General features: G+C 72.3%; 16 protein-coding genes. 13 read left to right on the forward strand and 3 right to left on the reverse strand.

All coding sequences use genetic code 11. The features are described from left to right. Positions 1–69: 69 nt before the first annotated feature. From uvrB to HHX31_RS03875, 4 genes are all read left to right on the forward strand, one after another. Positions 70–2,181 (forward strand): excinuclease ABC subunit UvrB, encoded by a 2,112-nt coding sequence (gene uvrB, locus HHX31_RS03860; RefSeq protein WP_169945023.1) that lies wholly within the window; start codon positions 70–72, stop codon positions 2,179–2,181. Between the two features lie 256 nt (positions 2,182–2,437). Then, positions 2,438–2,950 carry a hypothetical protein gene (locus HHX31_RS03865; protein WP_169945024.1) on the forward strand — a complete coding sequence of 171 codons (513 nt, stop codon included), beginning with the start codon at positions 2,438–2,440 and terminating at the stop codon, positions 2,948–2,950. A 250-nt stretch (positions 2,951–3,200) separates the two neighbouring features. Next, positions 3,201–5,333 (forward strand): NAD-dependent DNA ligase LigA, encoded by a 2,133-nt coding sequence (gene ligA, locus HHX31_RS03870; protein ID WP_169945026.1) that lies wholly within the window; start codon positions 3,201–3,203, stop codon positions 5,331–5,333. A 150-nt stretch (positions 5,334–5,483) separates the two neighbouring features. Then, the gene (locus HHX31_RS03875; protein WP_169945028.1) at positions 5,484–6,089 is read left to right on the forward strand and encodes a DUF4126 domain-containing protein; all 606 of its coding nucleotides are present in this window, start codon (positions 5,484–5,486) and stop codon (positions 6,087–6,089) included. 83 nt (positions 6,090–6,172) lie between these two features. On the opposite strand, the gene HHX31_RS03880 is transcribed toward HHX31_RS03875, so the two are convergent. Then, positions 6,173–6,868, reverse strand: coding sequence for an acyltransferase (locus HHX31_RS03880; protein WP_169945030.1), 696 nt, complete (start codon positions 6,866–6,868; stop codon positions 6,173–6,175). Positions 6,869–7,025: 157 nt separating this feature from the next. Between HHX31_RS03880 and HHX31_RS03885 the strand changes: the two genes are divergently transcribed. The 9 genes from HHX31_RS03885 to HHX31_RS03925 all read left to right on the forward strand — a co-directional run bounded on the left by HHX31_RS03885 (position 7,026) and on the right by HHX31_RS03925 (position 16,647). Further along, positions 7,026–8,696: a CTP synthase gene (locus tag HHX31_RS03885; RefSeq protein WP_169945032.1), complete on the forward strand. Its 1,671-nt coding sequence runs from the start codon at positions 7,026–7,028 to the stop codon at positions 8,694–8,696. Beyond that, a complete protein-coding gene (locus HHX31_RS03890; protein ID WP_311931387.1) occupies positions 8,693–9,304 on the forward strand; it encodes an NUDIX hydrolase in 612 nt (203 codons plus the stop codon). Before HHX31_RS03885 ends, HHX31_RS03890 begins: the two co-directional genes overlap by 4 nt. A gap of 17 nt (positions 9,305–9,321) precedes the next feature. Beyond that, on the forward strand, positions 9,322–10,284 hold the full coding sequence (locus tag HHX31_RS03895) for a site-specific tyrosine recombinase XerD (protein WP_169945609.1): 963 nt from the start codon (positions 9,322–9,324) through the stop codon (positions 10,282–10,284). Between the two features lie 144 nt (positions 10,285–10,428). Beyond that, positions 10,429–11,271 (forward strand): ParA family protein, encoded by an 843-nt coding sequence (locus HHX31_RS03900; protein WP_396710017.1) that lies wholly within the window; start codon positions 10,429–10,431, stop codon positions 11,269–11,271. Between the two features lie 28 nt (positions 11,272–11,299). Further along, positions 11,300–12,175, forward strand: a complete 876-nt coding sequence (locus HHX31_RS03905) for a ScpA family protein (RefSeq protein WP_169945036.1) — start codon at positions 11,300–11,302, stop codon at positions 12,173–12,175. Positions 12,176–12,279: 104 nt separating this feature from the next. Next, positions 12,280–12,933 (forward strand): SMC-Scp complex subunit ScpB, encoded by a 654-nt coding sequence (gene scpB, locus HHX31_RS03910; protein ID WP_169945038.1) that lies wholly within the window; start codon positions 12,280–12,282, stop codon positions 12,931–12,933. Next, positions 12,933–14,942, forward strand: a complete 2,010-nt coding sequence (locus HHX31_RS35505) for a pseudouridine synthase (RefSeq protein ID WP_311931395.1) — start codon at positions 12,933–12,935, stop codon at positions 14,940–14,942. Before scpB ends, HHX31_RS35505 begins: the two co-directional genes overlap by 1 nt. Before the next feature lie 116 nt (positions 14,943–15,058). Further along, positions 15,059–15,418, forward strand: coding sequence for a chorismate mutase (aroH, locus tag HHX31_RS03920; RefSeq protein WP_169945040.1), 360 nt, complete (start codon positions 15,059–15,061; stop codon positions 15,416–15,418). A 134-nt stretch (positions 15,419–15,552) separates the two neighbouring features. Beyond that, a complete protein-coding gene (locus HHX31_RS03925; protein WP_169945041.1) occupies positions 15,553–16,647 on the forward strand; it encodes a prephenate dehydrogenase in 1,095 nt (364 codons plus the stop codon). Here the strand turns inward: HHX31_RS03925 and HHX31_RS03930 are convergent. Both HHX31_RS03930 and HHX31_RS03935 read right to left on the reverse strand, forming a co-directional pair. Further along, the gene (locus tag HHX31_RS03930; RefSeq protein WP_169945042.1) at positions 16,604–18,010 is read right to left on the reverse strand and encodes an MFS transporter; all 1,407 of its coding nucleotides are present in this window, start codon (positions 18,008–18,010) and stop codon (positions 16,604–16,606) included. The genes HHX31_RS03925 and HHX31_RS03930 overlap by 44 nt on opposite strands. Then, complete coding sequence (locus tag HHX31_RS03935) at positions 18,007–19,122, reverse strand: MerR family transcriptional regulator (protein ID WP_211589183.1); 1,116 nt, start codon at positions 19,120–19,122, stop codon at positions 18,007–18,009. Before HHX31_RS03935 ends, HHX31_RS03930 begins: the two co-directional genes overlap by 4 nt. Positions 19,123–19,125 lie beyond the last annotated feature (3 nt).

The raw sequence follows: 19,125 nt of genomic DNA on the forward strand, positions 1-19,125 counted from the left end.
GGAGCGGACGTCGCACGCCTGCGTGTGCCCCGCGCCGGTGGACGGGGCGAGTGAGGAGCTGAGCGGCCGATGACATCCATGATGGACCTGAAGCGGAGGGTCGCGCCCTTCCAGGTCGTCACCGACATGACGCCGTCCGGCGACCAGCCCACGGCGATCGCGGAGCTGGAGCGCCGGGTCACGGCGGGGGAGAAGGACAGCGTCCTGCTCGGCGCCACCGGCACCGGCAAGACGGCGACGGTCGCGTGGCTGATCGAGCGGGTGCAGCGCCCCACGCTGGTCATGCAGCCCAACAAGACGCTCGCCGCCCAGTTCGCCAACGAGCTGCGCGAGATGCTGCCGAACAACGCCGTCGAATACTTCGTGTCTTACTACGACTACTACCAGCCCGAGGCGTACGTCCCGCAGAGCGACACCTACATCGAGAAGGACTCCTCGATCAACGAGGAGGTGGAGCGGCTGCGCCACTCCGCGACCTGGTCGCTGGTGTCGCGCCGCGACGTGGTGGTGGTCGCCTCCGTCTCCTGCATCTACGGCTTGGGCACCCCGCAGGAGTACGTCGACCGGATGGTCGGGCTCAAGGTCGGCCAGCAGATCGAGCGCGACCAGCTGCTGCGGCGGCTGGTCGACATGCAGTACACCCGCAACGACCTGGCCTTCACCCGGGGCACGTTCCGGGTGCGTGGCGACACGGTCGAGGTCATCCCGGTCTACCAGGAGCTGGCCGTCCGCATCGAGATGTTCGGCGACGAGATCGAGAAGCTGGCGACGCTGCACCCGCTGACCGGCGAGGTCGTCGCCGAGGACGACGAGCTGCACATCTTCCCCGCCTCGCACTACGTGGCCGGCCCGGAGCGCATGGAGCGGGCCATCGCCGGCATCGAGGCGGAGCTCGCCGAGCGGCTCGCCGAGCTGGAGCGGCAGGGCAAGCTGCTGGAGGCCCAGCGGCTGCGCATGCGCACCACTTACGACATCGAGATGATGCGCCAGGTCGGCACCTGCGCCGGGATCGAGAACTACTCGCGGCACATCGACGGCCGCGAGGCGGGCACCGCGCCGCACACGCTCCTCGACTTCTTCCCCGACGACTTCCTGCTCGTGCTGGACGAGTCGCACCAGACCGTCCCCCAGATCGGCGCGATGTACGAGGGGGACGCCTCGCGCAAGCGGACGCTGGTCGACCACGGGTTCCGGCTGCCGTCGGCGATGGACAACCGCCCGCTCAAGTGGGAGGAGTTCCTGGAGCGCATCGGCCAGACCGTCTACCTGTCCGCGACGCCGGGGCCGTACGAGCTGGGCCGAAGCAAGGGCGAGGTGGTGGAGCAGGTCATCCGCCCCACCGGCCTGGTGGACCCCGAGGTGATCATCAAGCCCACCAAGGGCCAGATCGACGACCTCATGGAGGAGATCCGCGCCCGGGCCGAGCGGGACGAGCGGGTCCTGGTCACCACCCTGACCAAGAAGATGGCCGAGGACCTCACCGACTACCTGCTCGACAACGGCATCCGGGTCCGCTACCTGCACAGCGAGGTCGACACGCTGCGCCGCATCGAGTTGCTGCGCGAGCTGCGCATGGGTGAGTTCGACGTGCTCGTCGGCATCAACCTGCTACGTGAGGGCCTCGACCTGCCCGAGGTGTCGCTGGTGTCGATCCTCGACGCCGACAAGGAGGGCTTCCTGCGCTCGGAGACCTCGCTGATCCAGACGATCGGCCGCGCGGCCCGCAACGTGTCCGGCCAGGTCCACATGTACGCCGACAAGATCACGCCGAGCATGGAGCGGGCGATCGACGAGACCAACCGGCGCCGGGCCAAGCAGATCGCCTACAACGAGGCGCACGGCATCGACCCGCAGCCGCTGCGCAAGAAGATCGCCGACATCCTGGACAGCCTGGTCCGTGAGGACGCCGACACCGCGCAGCTCCTCGGCGGAGGCGGGCGTCAGCAGTCGCGCGGCAAGGCGCCGGTGCCCGGGCTCGCGTCCCGGGGCGCGGGCCAGCACGCGAAGGCGATCGCGGGGGAGATGCCCCGCGCCCAGCTCGAGTCGTTGATCGAGTCGCTGACCGAGCAGATGCACAGCGCCGCCGCCGATCTGCAGTTCGAGGTGGCGGCCCGGCTGCGCGACGAGATCAAGGAGCTCAAGCGGGAGGTCCGCGACATGCGCGAGGCCGGCGTGAAGTGACGGCGCCCGACCACGGGAACACGCGCCGACTTCGCCGGGCATTCGATTCTTTTACCTCGCCCGAATGAGCGAACGCCGCCGAATTGGCGGCAATCGCGGCTTATTCGCTCTTTGGCGAATGCGCGCCTGCGATTGAGCCCGCCGACCATGGGGAAGGCATTCGTCCGCGTGCGGATTCGCATCCGCGCGCTCGGGAAACGGTCGGCTTCGCGCCGTTCCCGACCGGTGAATCCAACCTGTGGTCTACGGGGAAATCATGCGTTCTACAAACACCGTGTCCATTTCCGCCGGCCGTATCGCGCTCGCCGCCGCCTCGATCGCCGTGCTCGTCTCCGCCTGCGGCGTGAGCCTGGCACGGCCGCTCGCCGCGGTGCCGGGCAGACCGCAGCCCTCGCCGGCGGCGTCTCCCAGCCCTTCGCCGACTCCTGGCGAGTCCGGTCTCGGCGCCTGCCGGGACGGCGACTGCGAGGCGCGGGTGCGCCAGGGCGATTCCATCGCGGTCGACGCGAGTTTCGGCGTGACCGAGATCGGCGTCGTGGGCATCAGGGGAAACGAGGCGCGGCTGTCCTTCACGGGCACCTCGACGGCCGTCGACGGCCGCAACGTCAGCATCAACCGGACGTGCTACAACGACGGCTGCCAGGTCAGGGGAGCGGTGACGATCGGCACCGGCACGCCGGGCCGCATCGGCGGGGTCGCCATACGGCTCGCGCGGGTCGAGGGCGACCAGATCGTGCTGGTGCTCGAGCCCGTCTCCCAGGACGGCTGATCCCGCGTACCCGGCCGTGGGCGGGATGGAGGTCGCGGGCGTTTCCGAGCCGGGCTCGTGGAAGTCATTTCGCGGGATTTCGTCGCGTTTGAAATGTGCGACGTGAAATGGGCGTGCTGCTTTCGTCTCCGGCAGGCCGCGGTCCGGATCATCCCGGAAAGTGGAATCACGCGAAACGGAAGTGGCGGTTCCTGGGCCATCGGCTCGTCAGTGGGGCGTTTTTGTCAGACCCGGCAGGCACGATGGTCACATGACCGAAGCGCCCCCCATCGACGCGATCCCCGACGAGACGGCCTACGCCGAGGCGGTCCAATTGGCGGCCGACGCGGCCGCGGCCTACTACGGTGACGGCACCTCCCCGCTGGACGACGACGCCTACGACCGGCTCGTCCGCGGCATCGCCGCCTACGAGAAGGCCAACCCCGAGCAGGTGCTTGAGGACTCGCCGACGGGCAGGGTCGCCGGAGTCGTGGGCGATGTCCCGCACACCGTGCCCATGCTCAGCCTGGACAACGTGTTCGGCCCCGAGGAGCTGGCCGCCTGGGCCGCCTCGCTGGAGCGCCGCCTCGGCCACCCGGTGACCGCGTGGTCCGTGGAGCCGAAGCTGGACGGGCTGGCGATCGCCGCCCGCTACCGTGACGGCCGCCTCGTCCAGCTGGTCACCCGCGGCGACGGGAGCGCGGGCGAGGACGTCTCCCACGCGATCGGCACGATCGCCGGTCTCCCCGGGCGGCTGGCCTCCCCGGTCACCGTCGAGCTGCGTGGCGAGGTGATGATGACCACCAGCCAGTTCGAGGAGGCGTGCGCGAAACGGCAGGCGCATGACGGGACCACGTTCGCCAACCCGCGCAGCGCCGCCGCGGGCACGCTGCGGGCGCAGGACCGGCCGTACGTGTGCGAGCTGACGTTCTTCGGGTACGGCGCGCTGCCGCTGCCCGACGACACCTCCGACTTCGCGACGTGGCTGCGGGAGTCGCCGCACAGCCAGGTGATGGAGTGGGTCGCCGGGCAGGGGGTGTGGACCACGGCCGGCACCCCGGTCGCCGGGGTCGTCGCGACGACCGTGGAGCAGGTGCGGCAACGGATCGAGGAGATCGCGGCCGCGCGGCCGGATCTGCCGTTCGGGATCGACGGCATCGTGGTCAAGGCGGACGACGCGGCGGATCAGGCGCTGGCCGGGTTCAGCTCGCGGGCGCCGCGGTGGGCGATCGCCTACAAGCTGCCCGCCACGCAGAAGATCACGAAGCTTCTCGCGGTGGAGTGGAACACCGGCAGGACCGGGGTGATCGCCCCGCGGGCGGTGCTGGAACCGGTGGAGCTGGACGGCTCCGTCGTGACGTACGCGACGCTGCACAACCCCGCCGACATCGGGCGTCGCGGGCTGATGGTGGGGGACAGCGTCGTCGTCTACAAGGCCGGCGACGTGATCCCTCGGGTGGAGTCGCCGGTGGTGCACCTGCGCACCGGAGACGAGCAGCCCATCGTGTTCCCCGAGGTGTGCCCGGTCTGCGGCGACGAGATCGACACCTCGCAGGAGCGGTGGAGATGCGTGCGCGGCCGGAACTGCCGCGCGATCGCCTCGATCCGCTACGCGGTCGGCCGCGACCAGCTGGACGTGGAGGGGCTGGCCGACAACCGCGTTCGGCAACTGCTGGACGCCGCCTTGATCGCCGACTTCGGCGACCTGTTCTTCCTCACCCGCGAGCAGCTACTCGGCCTGGAACGGATGGGGGAGGTGTCCACCGACAACCTCCTGTCCGCCATTGGCAGGGCCAGGACCCGGCCGCTGAGCCGGGTGTTCTGCGCGCTCGGGGTCAGGGGGACGGGGAGGTCGATGAGCCGCCGCATCGCCCGGCACTTCGGCACCATGGAGGCCATCCGCGCGGCCGACGCCGAGGCGTTCCAGCGGGTGGACGGCATCGGCCCGGAGAAGGCCCCCGTGATCGTCGCCGAGCTGGCGGAGCTGAGCGGCCTGATCGACAAGCTGGTCCGCGCCGGGGTGAACATGGCCGAGCCCGGTGTGGTGCCGGTGGCCGTTGACGAGGGCGGCACGATCGCCCCGGCGCCGGGCGCAGCTGAGCTGGGTGCAGATGGGCAGGGTGCAGATGGGCAGGGTGCCGATGGTCCGGGTGCTCTGCCGCTGACGGGGATGACGGTCGTGGTCACCGGCGCGATGAGCGGGCGGCTGGCGGCGTTGTCCCGCAACGAGATGAACGAGCTCGTCGAGCGGGCCGGAGGAAGGGCGTCGTCCAGCGTCTCGGCGAAGACCTCGCTGGTCGTCGCGGGAGACAACGCGGGGTCCAAGCGGGCCAAGGCCGAATCCCTCGGTGTGCGGGTCGTCTCCCCGGAGGAGTTCGCCGAGATGGTCGCGCGGCTGCTCTAGGAGACCACCGGGCCGAACATGGCACTCGGTCATGTTCGACGGCGTGCGGGGTGTCGTGAGCCCGCTGCGCGGTAGTGGACGGGGACACGCGGCCTGGGTTGTCCGTTGTGGGGAAGGCGGGACTCTCCCGCCGGCCGGAGGAGGTTGTGCATGTTCGCGGCGCTCACCGGGCTCGGCCTGTCGACCGCGGCCGGGCTCAACGCCTACATCCCGTTGCTGCTCGTCGGCGTGCTCGCGCGGCTCACCGACGCGGTGCGGCTGCCGCACGAGTACGCGTGGCTGTCCGACACCTGGGTCCTGGCGATCATCGCCGTGCTGCTGGTCGCCGAGTTCGTCCTCGACAAGGTGCCGGTGGTCGACCACGTCAACGACATGATCCAGACCGCGGTGCGCCCCGCGGCGGGCGGCGTGGTGTTCAGCGCCACGGCCGCGGCCGAGCGGCTGGACGAGTCGGCGTGGCTGGCGGAGCATCCGGCCGTCGGCTGGCTGCTGGGCATCGCGGTCGCCCTCGCCGTACACGTGATCAAGGCCTCGGCCCGGCCGGTGGTGAACGCCACGACCGCGGGTGTGGGGGCACCGGTCGTCAGCACGGCCGAGGACGTGGGCTCGCTCGGTATGAGCCTGATCGCGATCTTCCTGCCCGTCCTGGTGGTGGTGGCGCTGGCCGTGCTGGCGTTCACGGCCTGGCGGCTCGTCCGCAGGGTGCGCCGCTACCGGGCGGCCCGGCGCGGCGGGGCCGCCGCGCCGCCAGGCTGACCGCGGGACCGAACCGATCGGGAGAGCCCCGGTTCTCCCTGGGCGATCGCCGATCCCGCCGGTGGCCGAGGGCCGGAGCGCGGTCAGGCTGTCCGTGACTCGCGCTCGGCGCGGGCGCGGGGGTCGGCGGGGAGGGGAGAGGGACGGAGGGGGCCCGAGGGAGTGTGCCAGCCGAGGTCGGGGGAGTGCCGCCGGACGATCTTGGCAGGGACGCCGGCGATGACCGCGTGGTCGGGGAACTCGCCGCGGACCACGGCGCCGCCCGCGACCACCGACTGGCGGCCGATCCGGGTCCCCGGCAGGATGATCGCCCCCGTCCCGATCCAGGAGCCCGAGCCGATGGAGACCGGCTTGTTGCGCGGCCACTGCCGCCCGATGGGCGTCTCGGGGTCGTCGTACACGTGGTTCTGGTCGGTGATGTAGACGTAGGGACCGGTGAAGACGTCGTCGCCGATGTCGATGGACTGGTGGCCGACGATGTGGCTGCCTCTGCCGATCGAGCAGCCCCGGCCGATCCGCACGATCGAGGAGGGCCCGAGATCCACGCCAGGACCCATCCCCGCCGAGATCGACACCCGTTCGCCGACGAGCGTGTGGGGGCCGATCTCGATCCACTGCTCTCCGAAGATGGCCCCCTGGGGGAAGGACAGGCACGCCCCCTCACCCATGCTGCGGAACCGGTAACCGCCCGGCGCTCCCGGGCTGATCGCCGCGGCCTCCCGCACGTAGGCCCACCCCAGGTGGACCAGACGGCCGACGGCGCGCTTCACGAACGACATAACGCGAAAAGTTACCGCTAGGTCGGCTTGTCCGCCATGGCGGGTTAGTGCACGTGGCAAGGCCAATGTTGCCCCGAGGTTTGATATTCTGAGAGCCCGTGGGCATCGCGGCGTCCAAATCCGGACGGCCGGATCGACATCGACCACGGGAGCTCTCTTGCGCAGCGCCGCACAAACCAAGCATCTGTTCGTCACCGGCGGCGTAGCCTCCAGTCTCGGCAAGGGACTCACGGCCTCCAGCCTCGGTCGTCTCCTCAAGCTTCGCGGTCTCCGCGTCACGATGCAGAAGCTCGATCCCTACCTGAACGTCGACCCCGGCACGATGAACCCCTTCCAGCACGGCGAGGTGTTCGTCACCGACGACGGCGCTGAGACGGACCTCGACATCGGCCACTACGAGCGCTTCCTCGACACCGAACTGCACGGCTCGGCCAACGTGACGACCGGCCAGGTCTACTCGAACGTGATCGCGAAGGAACGCCGCGGCGAGTACCTGGGCGACACCGTCCAGGTGATCCCGCACATCACCAACGAGATCAAGGACCGCATCCGGGGCATGGCGGGCCCGGACGTCGACGTGGTCATCACCGAGGTCGGCGGCACCGTCGGCGACATCGAGTCGCTGCCGTTCCTGGAGGCCGTGCGGCAGGTCCGCCACGAGGTCGGCCGCGACAACGTCTTCTTCCTGCACGTCTCCCTCCTGCCGTACATCGGCCCGAGCGGGGAGCTGAAGACCAAGCCCACGCAGCACTCGGTGGCGGCCCTGCGCAGCATCGGCATCCAGCCCGACGCGATCGTCTGCCGCTCGGACCGGCCGATCACCACCTCGCTCAAGCGCAAGATCAGCCTGATGTGCGACGTGGACGAGGACGCCGTGGTCTCCGCCGTCGACGCCGCCTCGATCTACGACATCCCCAAGGTCCTGCACACCGAGGGGCTCGACGCGTACGTCGTGCGCAGGCTCGGCCTGCCGTTCCGCGACGTGGAGTGGACCGAGTGGGACCAGCTCCTTCGCCGGGTGCACCGCCCGGCCAAGGAGGTCACGATCGCGCTGGTGGGCAAGTACATCGACCTGCCCGACGCGTACCTGTCGGTCACCGAGGCGCTGCGCGCGGGCGGCTTCGCCAACGACGCGCGCGTCAACATCCGCTGGGTCAAGAGCGACGACTGCGAGACCCCCGAGGGCGCGGCCCGCGAGCTCGACGGCGTCGACGGCGTGCTGGTCCCCGGCGGCTTCGGCGTGCGCGGCATCGAGGGCAAGGTCGGCGCCGTACGGCACGCGCGCGAGCAGCGCATCCCCCTGCTCGGCATCTGCCTCGGCATGCAGTGCATGGTCATCGACGCGGCCCGCAACCTGGCCGGGATCGAGGACGCCGACAGCACCGAGTTCGACGCCGAGACGGTCAACCCGGTCATCTCGACCATGAGCGACCAGAAGGACGTCGTCGCGGGTGAGCGCGACATGGGCGGCACCATGCGGCTCGGCCTCTACCCGGCCAAGCTCGTGGAGGGCTCGCTGGCCCGCCGCCTGTACGGCAAGGCCAAGGTGGAGGAGCGCCACCGTCACCGCTACGAGGTGAACAACGCCTACCGGGAGCGGCTGGAGAAGGTCGGCCTGGTGTTCTCCGGCCTGTCGCCCGACGGCCGCCTCGTCGAGTACGCCGAGCTCGCCACCGACCAGCACCCCTTCTTCATCGGCACGCAGGCCCACCCGGAGTTCCGCTCCCGCCCGACCCGGTCGCACCCCCTGTTCAAGGGGCTGGTCCAGGCCGCCCTGGAGTACGCGGGCCGGCGTGAGAACGTGGCGAAGGCGGGACGGGCGAAGTGAGGGTGGAGGACAGCGAGGACTCCTGGAACGTCGTCGCCTCCGCCGAGCGCTTCGCCGGGCGGGTCATCACCGTGCGCACCGACACGGTGGAGATGCCCGGCGGGGTGACCGCCGACCGCGACTACGTCGTCCATCCCGGCTCGGTCGCGGTGCTCGCCCTCGACGACGAGGACCGGGTGCTGCTGATCCGCCAGTACCGGCATCCCGCCCGGCGGCTGATGTGGGAGCTGCCGGCCGGCATCCGCGACGTGCCGGACGAGCCGCTGGTGGACTGCGCGGCCCGCGAGCTCGCCGAGGAGGCCGCCTACCGGGCGCGCACGTGGCACACCCTGGTGGACCTGCGCACCTCCCCGGGCATGTCGGACGAGCGGATCCGGATCTTCCTTGCCCGCGACCTGGAGCCGATCCCCGACGAGGAGAACACGTACGTCCGCCACCACGAGGAGACCGACATGCCGGCGGTCTGGGTTCCGCTGGGCGCGGCGGTCGGCAAGGCCCTGAGCGGAATGATCCACAATTCTCCTGCGGTCGCCGGTATCCTCGCCGCGTACGCTGCTTCCGCCGACGGATTCAAGGGCCTCCGTCCCGCCGACGCGCCGGAGGCATGAGTCCGTAGGGGGACGTCCTGAGCGAGCCCGAGGCGGTGCTGTCCAGCTACCTCGCCCATCTGGCGGTGGAGCGGGGGCTGTCTGCCAACACGCTCGCGTCCTACCGCCGCGACCTGCGCCGATACGTCGAGCACCTGCGGGCGCGCGGGCTCGACACCTTCGGGCAGGTCGCCGAGGCGGACGTCGTCGCCTTCCTCGCCGCGCTGCGGGAGGGCGACGAGGAGCACCCGGCGCTGGTGGCGAGCTCCGCCGCCCGCGCCGTGTCCGCCGTACGCGGTCTGCACCGCTTCGCCCTGCGCGAGGGCGTGGCGGGCCACGACCCCGCGCACGAGGTGCGCCCGCCGCGCCAGTTGCGGCGGCTGCCCAAGGCGATCACCGTCGCGGAGGTCGAGCGGCTCATCGCCGCCTGCGGCCCGGAGGACTCGCCGCTCGCCCTGCGCAACCGCGCGCTGCTGGAGGTCCTGTACGGCACGGGCGCCCGGATCTCCGAGGCGGTCGGGCTCGCGGTGGACGACGTGCCCACGGACCCGGCGTACGACGCCGGTGGCCGCCACGACGGGGACCAGGACCAGGACCAGGTGCGGCTGCGCGGCAAGGGCGGCCGCACCAGGATCGTGCCCCTCGGCCGCTTCGCCCGCCAGGCCCTCGACGCGTACCTGGTCAGGGCCAGGCCGAGGCTGGCGGCGCACGGGCGGGGGACGCCCGCGCTGTTCCTCAACGCGCGGGGCGGGCGGCTGACGCGGCAGGGCGCCTGGGAGGTGCTGCAGGCGGCGGCGGAACGAGCCGGACTGTGCGGTGTATCGCCCCATATGTTGCGGCATTCGTTCGCAACCCACCTCCTGGACGGAGGCGCCGACGTTAGGGTTGTCCAGGAACTGCTCGGCCACGCCTCGGTGACCACCACCCAGGTGTACACGCTGGTGACGGTCGACAAGCTCCGGGAGGTCTACGCGGCGGCGCATCCCCGCGCCCTGCACTGAACGGGTGTGTCTCGGCGGCCATTGGCGCGCCGCCTTGCCGACCACGTGCCGACCCTTTAGATTCGATCAGGTTCGAGGGCCGTCAGGGAGGACCAACAGGTGACTGCGACCACAGAGGGGACGTGGGTGGGGGCTCCCAGCGCGATCGGGCCCACCGGCCGTCCCCGGCCGGTGTTCCCCGACCCCGTACCGCCGGAGTCCCATGGCCCCGCGCGCATCGTCGCGATGGTGAACCAGAAGGGCGGCGTCGGCAAGACCACGACCACGATCAACCTGGGCGCCGCGCTCGCCGAGGTCGGTCAGCGGGTGCTGCTCGTCGACTTCGACCCGCAGGGCGCGCTGTCGGTCGGTCTCGGCATCGATCCACGGCCGCTGGAGGCGACGGTCTACGAGCTCCTCATGGAGGAGCCCGACGTCACCGTCGAGGACGTCCTGCTCGACACCACCGTCGACGGGATGGCGCTGCTACCGAGCAACATCTTCCTGTCCGGCGCGGAGATCCGGCTCGTCAACGAGGTGGCCAGGGAGTACGCGCTCCAGCGGGTGCTGGAGCCCCTGCTGCCGCACTACGACATCTGCCTGATCGACTGCCAGCCGTCCCTCGGCCTGCTCACGGTCAACGCGCTGACCTGCGCGCACAGTGTGATCATCCCGCTGGAGTGCGAGTTCTTCGCGCTGCGCGGCGTCGCGCTGCTGATGGAGTCCATCGGCAAGGTCCAGGAGCGGCTCAACAAGAGCCTGGAGATCGACGGCCTGCTCGCCACCATGTACGACCCCCGCACGCTGCACGCCCGCGAGGTGCTGCAGACGATCATGCAGGGCTTCGGCGACAAGGTGTTCCACACCGTCATCAACCGAACGGTCCGCTTCCCCGACGCCACCCTCGCGGGGGAGCCCATCACCCAGTTCGACCCCGGCTCGATGGGCGCGACCGCCTACCGCGAGCTGGCGCGGGAGCTGCTGGCCAGGTGGCCCGCCCGCGTCTGACCCCGCGGGGCCGCGGCGGTAAGGGACAATGGCAGGCGTGACGACCGGCGAGGAGAACGACCAGGGGAGCGAGGACGGCGAGCCGGCCGGCTTCCAGGTGCACCTGGACGTCTTCGAAGGGCCGTTCGACCTGCTGCTCGGGCTGATCTCCAAGCACAAGCTGGACATCACCGAGGTGTCCCTGCACAAGGTCACCGACGAGTTCATCGCCTACATCCGGTCGCGCGGCCCGGAGTGGGACCTCGACCAGACCAGCCACTTCCTGCTCGTCGCGGCGACCCTGCTCGACCTCAAGGCGGCCAGGCTGCTGCCCACCGGAGAGGTGGAGGACGAGGAGGACCTCGCCCTGCTGGAGGCCCGCGACCTGCTGTTCGCGCGGCTGCTGCAGTATCGGGCGTACAAGGAGGTCGCGAAGATCTTCTCCGGCCGGATGGCCGAGGAGGCGCTGCGCTTCCCGCGCGAGGTGCCGATGGAGAAGCGCTTCGCCGACCTGCTGCCGGAACTCGTGCTCGGCATCGGCCCCGAGCAGCTCGCCAAGATCGCCGCACGGGCCTTCACGCCGAAGGCCCCGCCGTCGGTTTCGGTCACCCACATCTATCAACCGCTGGCCAGCGTCAGGGAGCAAGCCGCTATCCTTGTCGAGCGGCTGAGGCGGCTGCACACGGCGACCTTCCGCGCGCTGACCGCCGACTGCGCGGGGACGTTCGAGGTCGTCGCCCGCTTCCTGGCCGTCCTGGAACTGTTCCGGGAGTCCGCGGTCTCCTTCGAGCAGGTCGAACCGCTCGGCGATCTGTACGTCACCTGGACGGGCGCGGACGACGGCGACGTCACGGTCGGCGACGACTACGACGAGGGCCGGCCCGAGGAGCGGCCCGCCGAGGCGGCCGCGGCGCGGGACGAGTGAGGCGGGGCCGCCCCGCCCCACCCGCGAGCGGCGCCGGGCCGACGGCGTCGGCAGAGACGGAACCGTCGGCAGAGACGGAACCACCGCACGACGAGCGAGGAGCGATGGAAGCGAGCGACATCTCCCGTTCCGGCGACGACCCCGCCGCCGGTACGCCCGCCGGGCGGCGGGACCGGGAGCCCTCGTCCGTAGACCCCGGTGAGGGCGGGCCTGCGGAGGGGCCCTCGCTCACCGCGTCGCTCGAAGCGATCCTGATGGTGGTGGACGAGCCGGTCGCCGAGGTGACACTCGCCCAGGTGCTCGAACGCCCGACGGCGGAGATCACCGCGGCCCTTCGCGCGCTGTCCGGGGAATACACGGCCTCCGGCCGGGGTTTCGACCTGCGGGAGGTGGCCGGAGGCTGGCGCTTCTACACCCGCGCGGACTACGCCGCGGTGGTGGAGAGGTTCGTCAGGGACGGCCAGCAGGCGCGGCTGACACAGGCCGCGCTGGAGACCCTCGCCGTGGTCGCCTACCGGCAGCCGGTCAGCCGGGCCCGGGTGGCGGCGGTGCGCGGCGTGAGCAGCGACGGCGTCATGCGGACGCTGGTCGCACGCGGCCTCGTGGAAGAGGCCGGAACCGACCCGGAGAGCCAGGCCGTGCTCTACCGGACGACGAGTTACTTCCTGGAGAGACTGGGGCTGCGGAGCCTCGACGAGCTACCCGAACTCGCCCCGTTCCTCCCGGACGACGTGGAAATTCTTGAGGAGCAGAAGTAGTGGACAACAGGCGTGGCACCCCGTCCGGTGAGGGACGCGGTCGGAGCCGGAGCACCGGTCAGCAGGGCGCGAGCGCGCGTGGATCCCGCGGTGGATCCGGCGGCTTCCGTCCCCAGGGCGACCGGCGCGGCGGCTCCCGCGTCCCTGGTTCCCGGCCCGGGTACGGTTCCGACTCCAGGTCCGACAGGTCCGACAGGTTCAGCGCATCCGACAGGGCCGACAGACCCGGCGGGTTCGGCAGGTCCGACAGGCCCGACTCCAGGCGGTTCCGCGACGAGGACGCCCCGCGCGGCGGCCGGTTCGGCGAGCGCCGCGCCGGCGACAGCCGCGACGACCGTCCCCGCGGCCGTCAGGGCGACCCCGGCAGCCGGGGCGACACAGGTAGCAGGGGCTACACAGGCCGGCGCGACGACAGGCCCGGCGGCGAGCGCTATCGCGACGACCGCGCGCCCTTCAGGGCCGAGGGCGGTTCACGCGGCCGTTACGGCAGGCCGGAGGGCGGCCAGTCCGGTGGTCGCGGCTTCGGCCGCGAGGGTGATCGCGGGTTCGAGCGTGGTTTCGGGCGCGGCTCCGACGGCGAGCGTGGTTTCGGCCGCGAGGGCGGCCGTGGGTTCGAGCGTGGTTCCGAGCGCGGTTCCGAGCGCGGTTCCGAGCGTGGTTCCGAGCGCGGCTTCGACCGTGAGCGCGGCTCCGGCCGCGAGCGTGACACGCGGGACGGCTACTCCGCCGACCGGTCGTCGTACCGCACCGACGGGGCCGGTTCCCGCGGCCGTTACGGCAGGCCCGAGGGCGGCCGGGACCGGTCGCGCGACGGCGGCTACGGGGCGTCCCGCGAGGGGCGTCCGGCCGACCGGCCGGCGTTCCGCGACGAGGAGCGCGGCGGCAGGACCGGCGACCGCGACAGGTACGGCAGCGGCCGGAGCTTCGGCGGCGAGCGTGGTGACCGTGGTGACCGGGGCCCCCGCCGTGACGACCGCGCGGCGGGCGGCGACCGCGAGGCGCGCGGTGCGCGGACCGGGCGCGGCGACTTCCGCGCCGGGCGCGCCGCCGGCCGGGGCCGTTCGGGCCGCGACGAGGTGCAGACGATCGGCCGCCTGGGCGGCGACACGCGCGGCAGGTCCGGCGGCGCGGGCCCGCGGAGCGCGGCCCGGCCCACGGCAGGCGCCAAGCGGGCAGGCGCGGGCGCCCCGTCGGCCAACCCGTTCAAGACGGCACGACAGCCGCTGCGCGACCCGGACTTCTACGACGAGAACTACACCGACGAGCGTGACACGACCGAGGTGCCGGGCGGCGATCGGCTGCAGAAGGTGCTCGCCCAGGCCGGGGTGGCCAGCCGCCGCGCCTGCGAGGAGATGATCGGCGACGGCCGGGTCAGCGTGGACGGCCAGACGGTGCGCCGCTTCGGCGCCCGCGTCGACCCCGCCAAGCAGATCATCCGGGTCGACGGCAAGCGCATCCCGACGTCCGCCGAGACCGTCTACTACGCGATCAACAAGCCGATCGGCGTGGTCAGCACGATGGACGACCCCGAGGGCCGGCCCTGCCTGAACGACTACGTGCAGGATCTCGCGCCCCGGCTGTTCCACGTGGGGCGGCTCGACACCGAGACCGAGGGCCTGCTGCTGCTGACCAACGACGGCGAACTCGCCCACCGGCTGACCCACCCGAGCTACGGCGTGAAGAAGAAGTACTGGGCCAAGGTGCCCGGTCCCGTCGCGCGCGACCTGCACCGGGTGCTGCGCAAGGGCGTGGAGCTGGAGGACGGGCTCGCCAAGGTGGACGAGTTCCGCGTGGTGCAGGAGCACGGTCAGCAGGCGCTGGTCGAGATCGTCCTGCACGAGGGCCGCAAGCACATCGTCCGGCGGCTCATGGAGACGGTCGGGCACCGGGTGATCGACCTGGCCCGCATCGAGTTCGGCCCGGTCAAGCTCGGCCGGCTCAAGCCGGGGACCGTGCGCACGCTCACCGTGCAGGAGATCGGCGAGCTGTACGCCGCTGTCGGCCTGTAGCCTCCCCGCGCGGCGGCGAAAGCTGCAAGTCGGGCAGAATTGGCTAGAAGGCATGTAGACGGGCCGGGCTCGCCCCCCGAGGGAGAGGCCGGCCCGTCCCAGCGAGAGGGAACGACATGGTGCGGGCGGTTCGCGGAGCCATCCAGGTCGACGGCAACGATCGTGACGCGATCCTCGCCGGGACGACCGAGCTGGTGACCGAGGTGATGGGGCGCAACGCCCTCACGACCGACGACGTCATCAGCGTGATCTTCACGTGCACGCCCGACCTGACCGCCGAGTTCCCGGCGCTGGCCGCGCGCAAGCTCGGGTTCCACGACGTGCCACTGCTGTGCGCGACCGAGATCGACGTGCCGGGCGCGCTCCCGCGCGTGGTGCGGCTGATGGCCCACGTGCAGACCGACCGCCCCCGGCAGGAGATCCAGCACGTGTACCTGCGCGGCGCGATCGCGCTGCGCGTGGACATCGCCCAGTAGGCGTCCCCCTCAGGAGGACGCGGGAAGACGCAGGGAAGGCGCCGGGACGACGGGCCTCGGCGCCATCACCATCCACCCACGACACATCCGTCGCAGGGCATCGTGTGCGAGCACGGCGACGGCAGGAAGAGACGATGACTCCCATCGAGGACGCCGGGATCGGCAGTGTGGTCGTTGTCGGGACGGGCCTCATCGGCACGTCGATCGCACTGGCCCTGCGGCAGCGGGACGTGCGGGTCTTCCTGGCCGACCGGGACGCGGGAGCCGTACGGCTGGCGCGTGAGCTGGGCGCGGGGGAGGACTGGACCGGCGAGGAGCGGGCGGACCTCGCGGTCGTCGCGGTGCCGCCCCAGTTCGTCGCGCAGCAACTGCTGGACCTGCAGAAGCGCGACAGCGCCCGCTTCTACACCGACGTGGCCAGCGTGAAGGCGCTGCCGCTCGCCCAGGCCGCCCAGCTCGGCTGCGACCTGTCGTCGTACGTCGCCGGGCATCCGCTCGCGGGCCGTGAGAGGTCCGGCCCCGCGGCGGCCCGCGCGGACCTGTTCCTCGGCCGTCCCTGGGCGTACTGCCCGACGGGCGAGGCGTCTCCCCGGGCGGTGGCCACGGTGGAGCGACTGATCGCGTTGTGCGGCGGCAACGCCGTCCGGGTGGACGCCGCCGAGCACGACCGCGCCGTCGCGGTCGTCTCGCACGCCCCGCACGTGACGGCCGCCGCGGTGGCCGCCCGGCTGGCGGAGGCGTCGGAGACGGCGCTCGGGCTGTCCGGGCAGGGCGTGCGCGACGTGACCCGCATCGCCGCGAGCGACCCGTCGCTGTGGACCGGCATCCTCGCGGGCAACGCGCTGCCCGTCGCCGAGGTGCTGGAGGCGGTCGTGTCCGACCTGAGCGCCGCCGCCCGGTCGCTGCGCGCGCTGGCGGGCGACGGCGCGGCCATGGGGGAGGTCACCGACCTCCTGTCGCGGGGCGTGCTAGGGACCGGCAGGATCCCCGGCAAGCACGGCGGTCCCGCGCGGACGTACGCGGTGGTCCAGGTGCTCATCGGCGACCGTCCCGGCGAGCTGGCCCGGCTGGTCCAGGCGGCCGGCGAGACGGGCGTCAACATCGAGGACATCCGCCTTGAGCACGCCACCGGGCTTGAGCTCGGCGCGGCCGAGCTGTACGTCCAGCCGGAGGCGGCCGAGACGCTCACTGAAGGCCTGCGCGAGCGCGGCTGGCAGGTCCCGAGCTGACCCGGGCCCCCGCCGCTCCGGTCACCCTCCGGGTCTGCGGCGGCGGCGGGGCGGGAGCGAGGTGGCGCCGCAGCACGGGGACAGCCCAGACGATCGCCCCGACGGTGAGCACGGTGAGCAGCCCGCCTGCGAAGATCACGACGCACGGGCCGTACAGCGAGCCGGCCACACCGTGAAGCAGGTTCGCGATCTGCGGCCCTCCGACCAGCACGACGGTGAGCGCGCCCTGGACGCGCCCACGTACGGCGTCGGCGGTGTGCGTCTGGGTGATCGTGGTGCGGAAGGTGCTCAGCACGAAGTTCACCGCGCCGCCGAGCGCGAGCGCGGCCAGCGCGATCCACAACTCGGCTGCCAGGCCGACGACCATGACCGCGAGCCCCCACGCGATGGCGGCGCCCGCCACGAGGGCACCGTGGCGGCGGGCGCGGGTGAAGGAGCCCGACAGCAGTCCGGCCGCGAAGACCCCGGCGGGGTAGGCCGCGTAGAGCAGCCCGGTCTCCGGGCCGCCTCCGGCCGTGCCGCCGAACAGATGGCGGGCCAGTTCGGGGAACAGCGCCGACGGCATGCCGAAGACCATGGCCGCGAGGTCCACGGCCAGCACGGAGGCCAGCAGCCGGCTGCCCGCCAGACGGCGGAATCCGGCCAGCGCCCGGACGGAGCCCGAGGACGCAGAGCCACTGGGCTCGTCGTGGGTCCGGTCCGCGGCGGCGGGCGGGGGCAGCGGCGGCAGCGGGGGCAGCATAGCGACGGCCCACACCACCGCGAGCAGCGCGACGGCGTCGAACAGGTACAGCGTGCCGAGCCCGAGAACCGGGATCAGGACCCCGGCGAGCATCGGCCCCAGGATCGACCCTCCGTACCTGACCAGTGAGTTGAGGCTGTTCGCCGCGGGCAGGAGTTCTGGCGGGACGAGGCGCGGAACCGCCGCCCCGGCCGTCGTCAGGACCGTCCCGTACGCCAGCCCTTGAAAGGCCACCGCCGCCAGCAGGGCGGGGAGGGAGCGGCCGCCCAGGACCGCCTGCACCCACAGAGCCGCGTACGTCAGCGCCAGGCCGAGATCGGCGGCGAGCAGTATCGTCCGCCGGTCCATCACGTCGGCGAGCGCGCCGCCGCACACCGCCGCGGTGACGAGGGCGGCGAGCGACACCCCCGCCGCGGCTCCCACGGCCGCCGACGAGCCGGTCGTCGCGAACAGTTGCGTCGGCACCGCGACCACGCTGAACGACCCGCCCAGGGCGCAGATCACCGAGGCGGTCCACATCCGCCGGAACGCCGGGATCGCCAGCGGGCGCGGGTCGATCGTGAACGCGAGCGCGGAGGTCCTCGCGGAAGGACGGGACGGGCGATCCGCCGCGGCGCTCATCGCGCGCTCCCGGCGTCGCCGCCGGCCTCGGGGCCGTCCGCCGTGGTCACGTCGGCGACCGCGCAGGCGACGTTGTCGGGGGCGCTCGCCGCGTACGCCAGATCGATCAGCTCGTCGACCACCTGCCGCGGGCCGCCGGGACCGGCGAGCGTCTCGCGCAGCACGCGGTCCGGCACGACGGCAGGAAGCCCGTCCGAGCAGAGCAGGTACCGATCACCGGGAACGGCCTCGTGCAGCGACAGGTCGGGCGGGCAGGCCCCGGCGCCGGTCAGCGCGCGGACCAGAAGCGGGCGCCGCGGGTGCGTGGCGGCCTCCTCGGGGGTGAGCCGGCCCTCGTCGACCAGAGACTGCACATAGGTGTGGTCGTGGGTGAGCCGGAACAGCCCTCCGTCGCGGAAGAGGTAGGCCCGGCAGTCGCCGATGTGCGCCAGGGCGAACCGCGACCCCGACCACACGAGAGCGGTCAGCGTGGTGACCGTCTGTCCTGATGGGGTCGAGGCGGCGATGTCCCGGATCGCCCGCTCGGCGTCGCCGACGGCGTCGGCGATCGCGCCGAGCAGGTCCTCGGCGGGCGCTGGCAGGGTCTGCAGGCGCTTGAGCGCGTCGACGGCCGCCGCGCTCGCGCGGTCGCCGCCAGGGCCGCGCATCCCGTCGGCCACCGCGAGCAACCGCTCGCCGGCGTACGCGACGTCCTCGTTGCTCGTGCGCACCGCCCCCGGCTCCGACCGGGCGGCGTAACGGATCTCCGGCATGGTCGTGCTGGTCTCCACGGCGCCGTCCCTTCCCGTCAGGTGGCCGACGAGGAGGGCGGCGAGCCGGCCGCGGGCCGCGGTCTCGGCCGTGACCTGCCGCCAGTAGGCGGCCACCTCCTCGGCGGCATCCGGCGCGGGCAGGTCGCACACCTGCCGTACGCGCGCCAGCGGCATGCCGAGCCGCCGCAGTGAGGCGATCAGGCGGGCCCGCTCCAGCTGGTCGGGGCCGTAGTAGCGGTATCCCGACTCGCCGTCCACCGCGGCCGGCCGCAGCAGCCCGAGCTCGTCGTACAGACGCAGCGCCTTGGGCGACAACCGGGCGGCCCGCGCGAAGGCGCCGATGGTCAGCAGCTCACGCACCAC

The sequence above is a fragment of the Microbispora sp. H11081 genome, assembly GCF_012999535.1.
Classification (GTDB): Bacteria; Actinomycetota; Actinomycetes; order Streptosporangiales; family Streptosporangiaceae; genus Microbispora.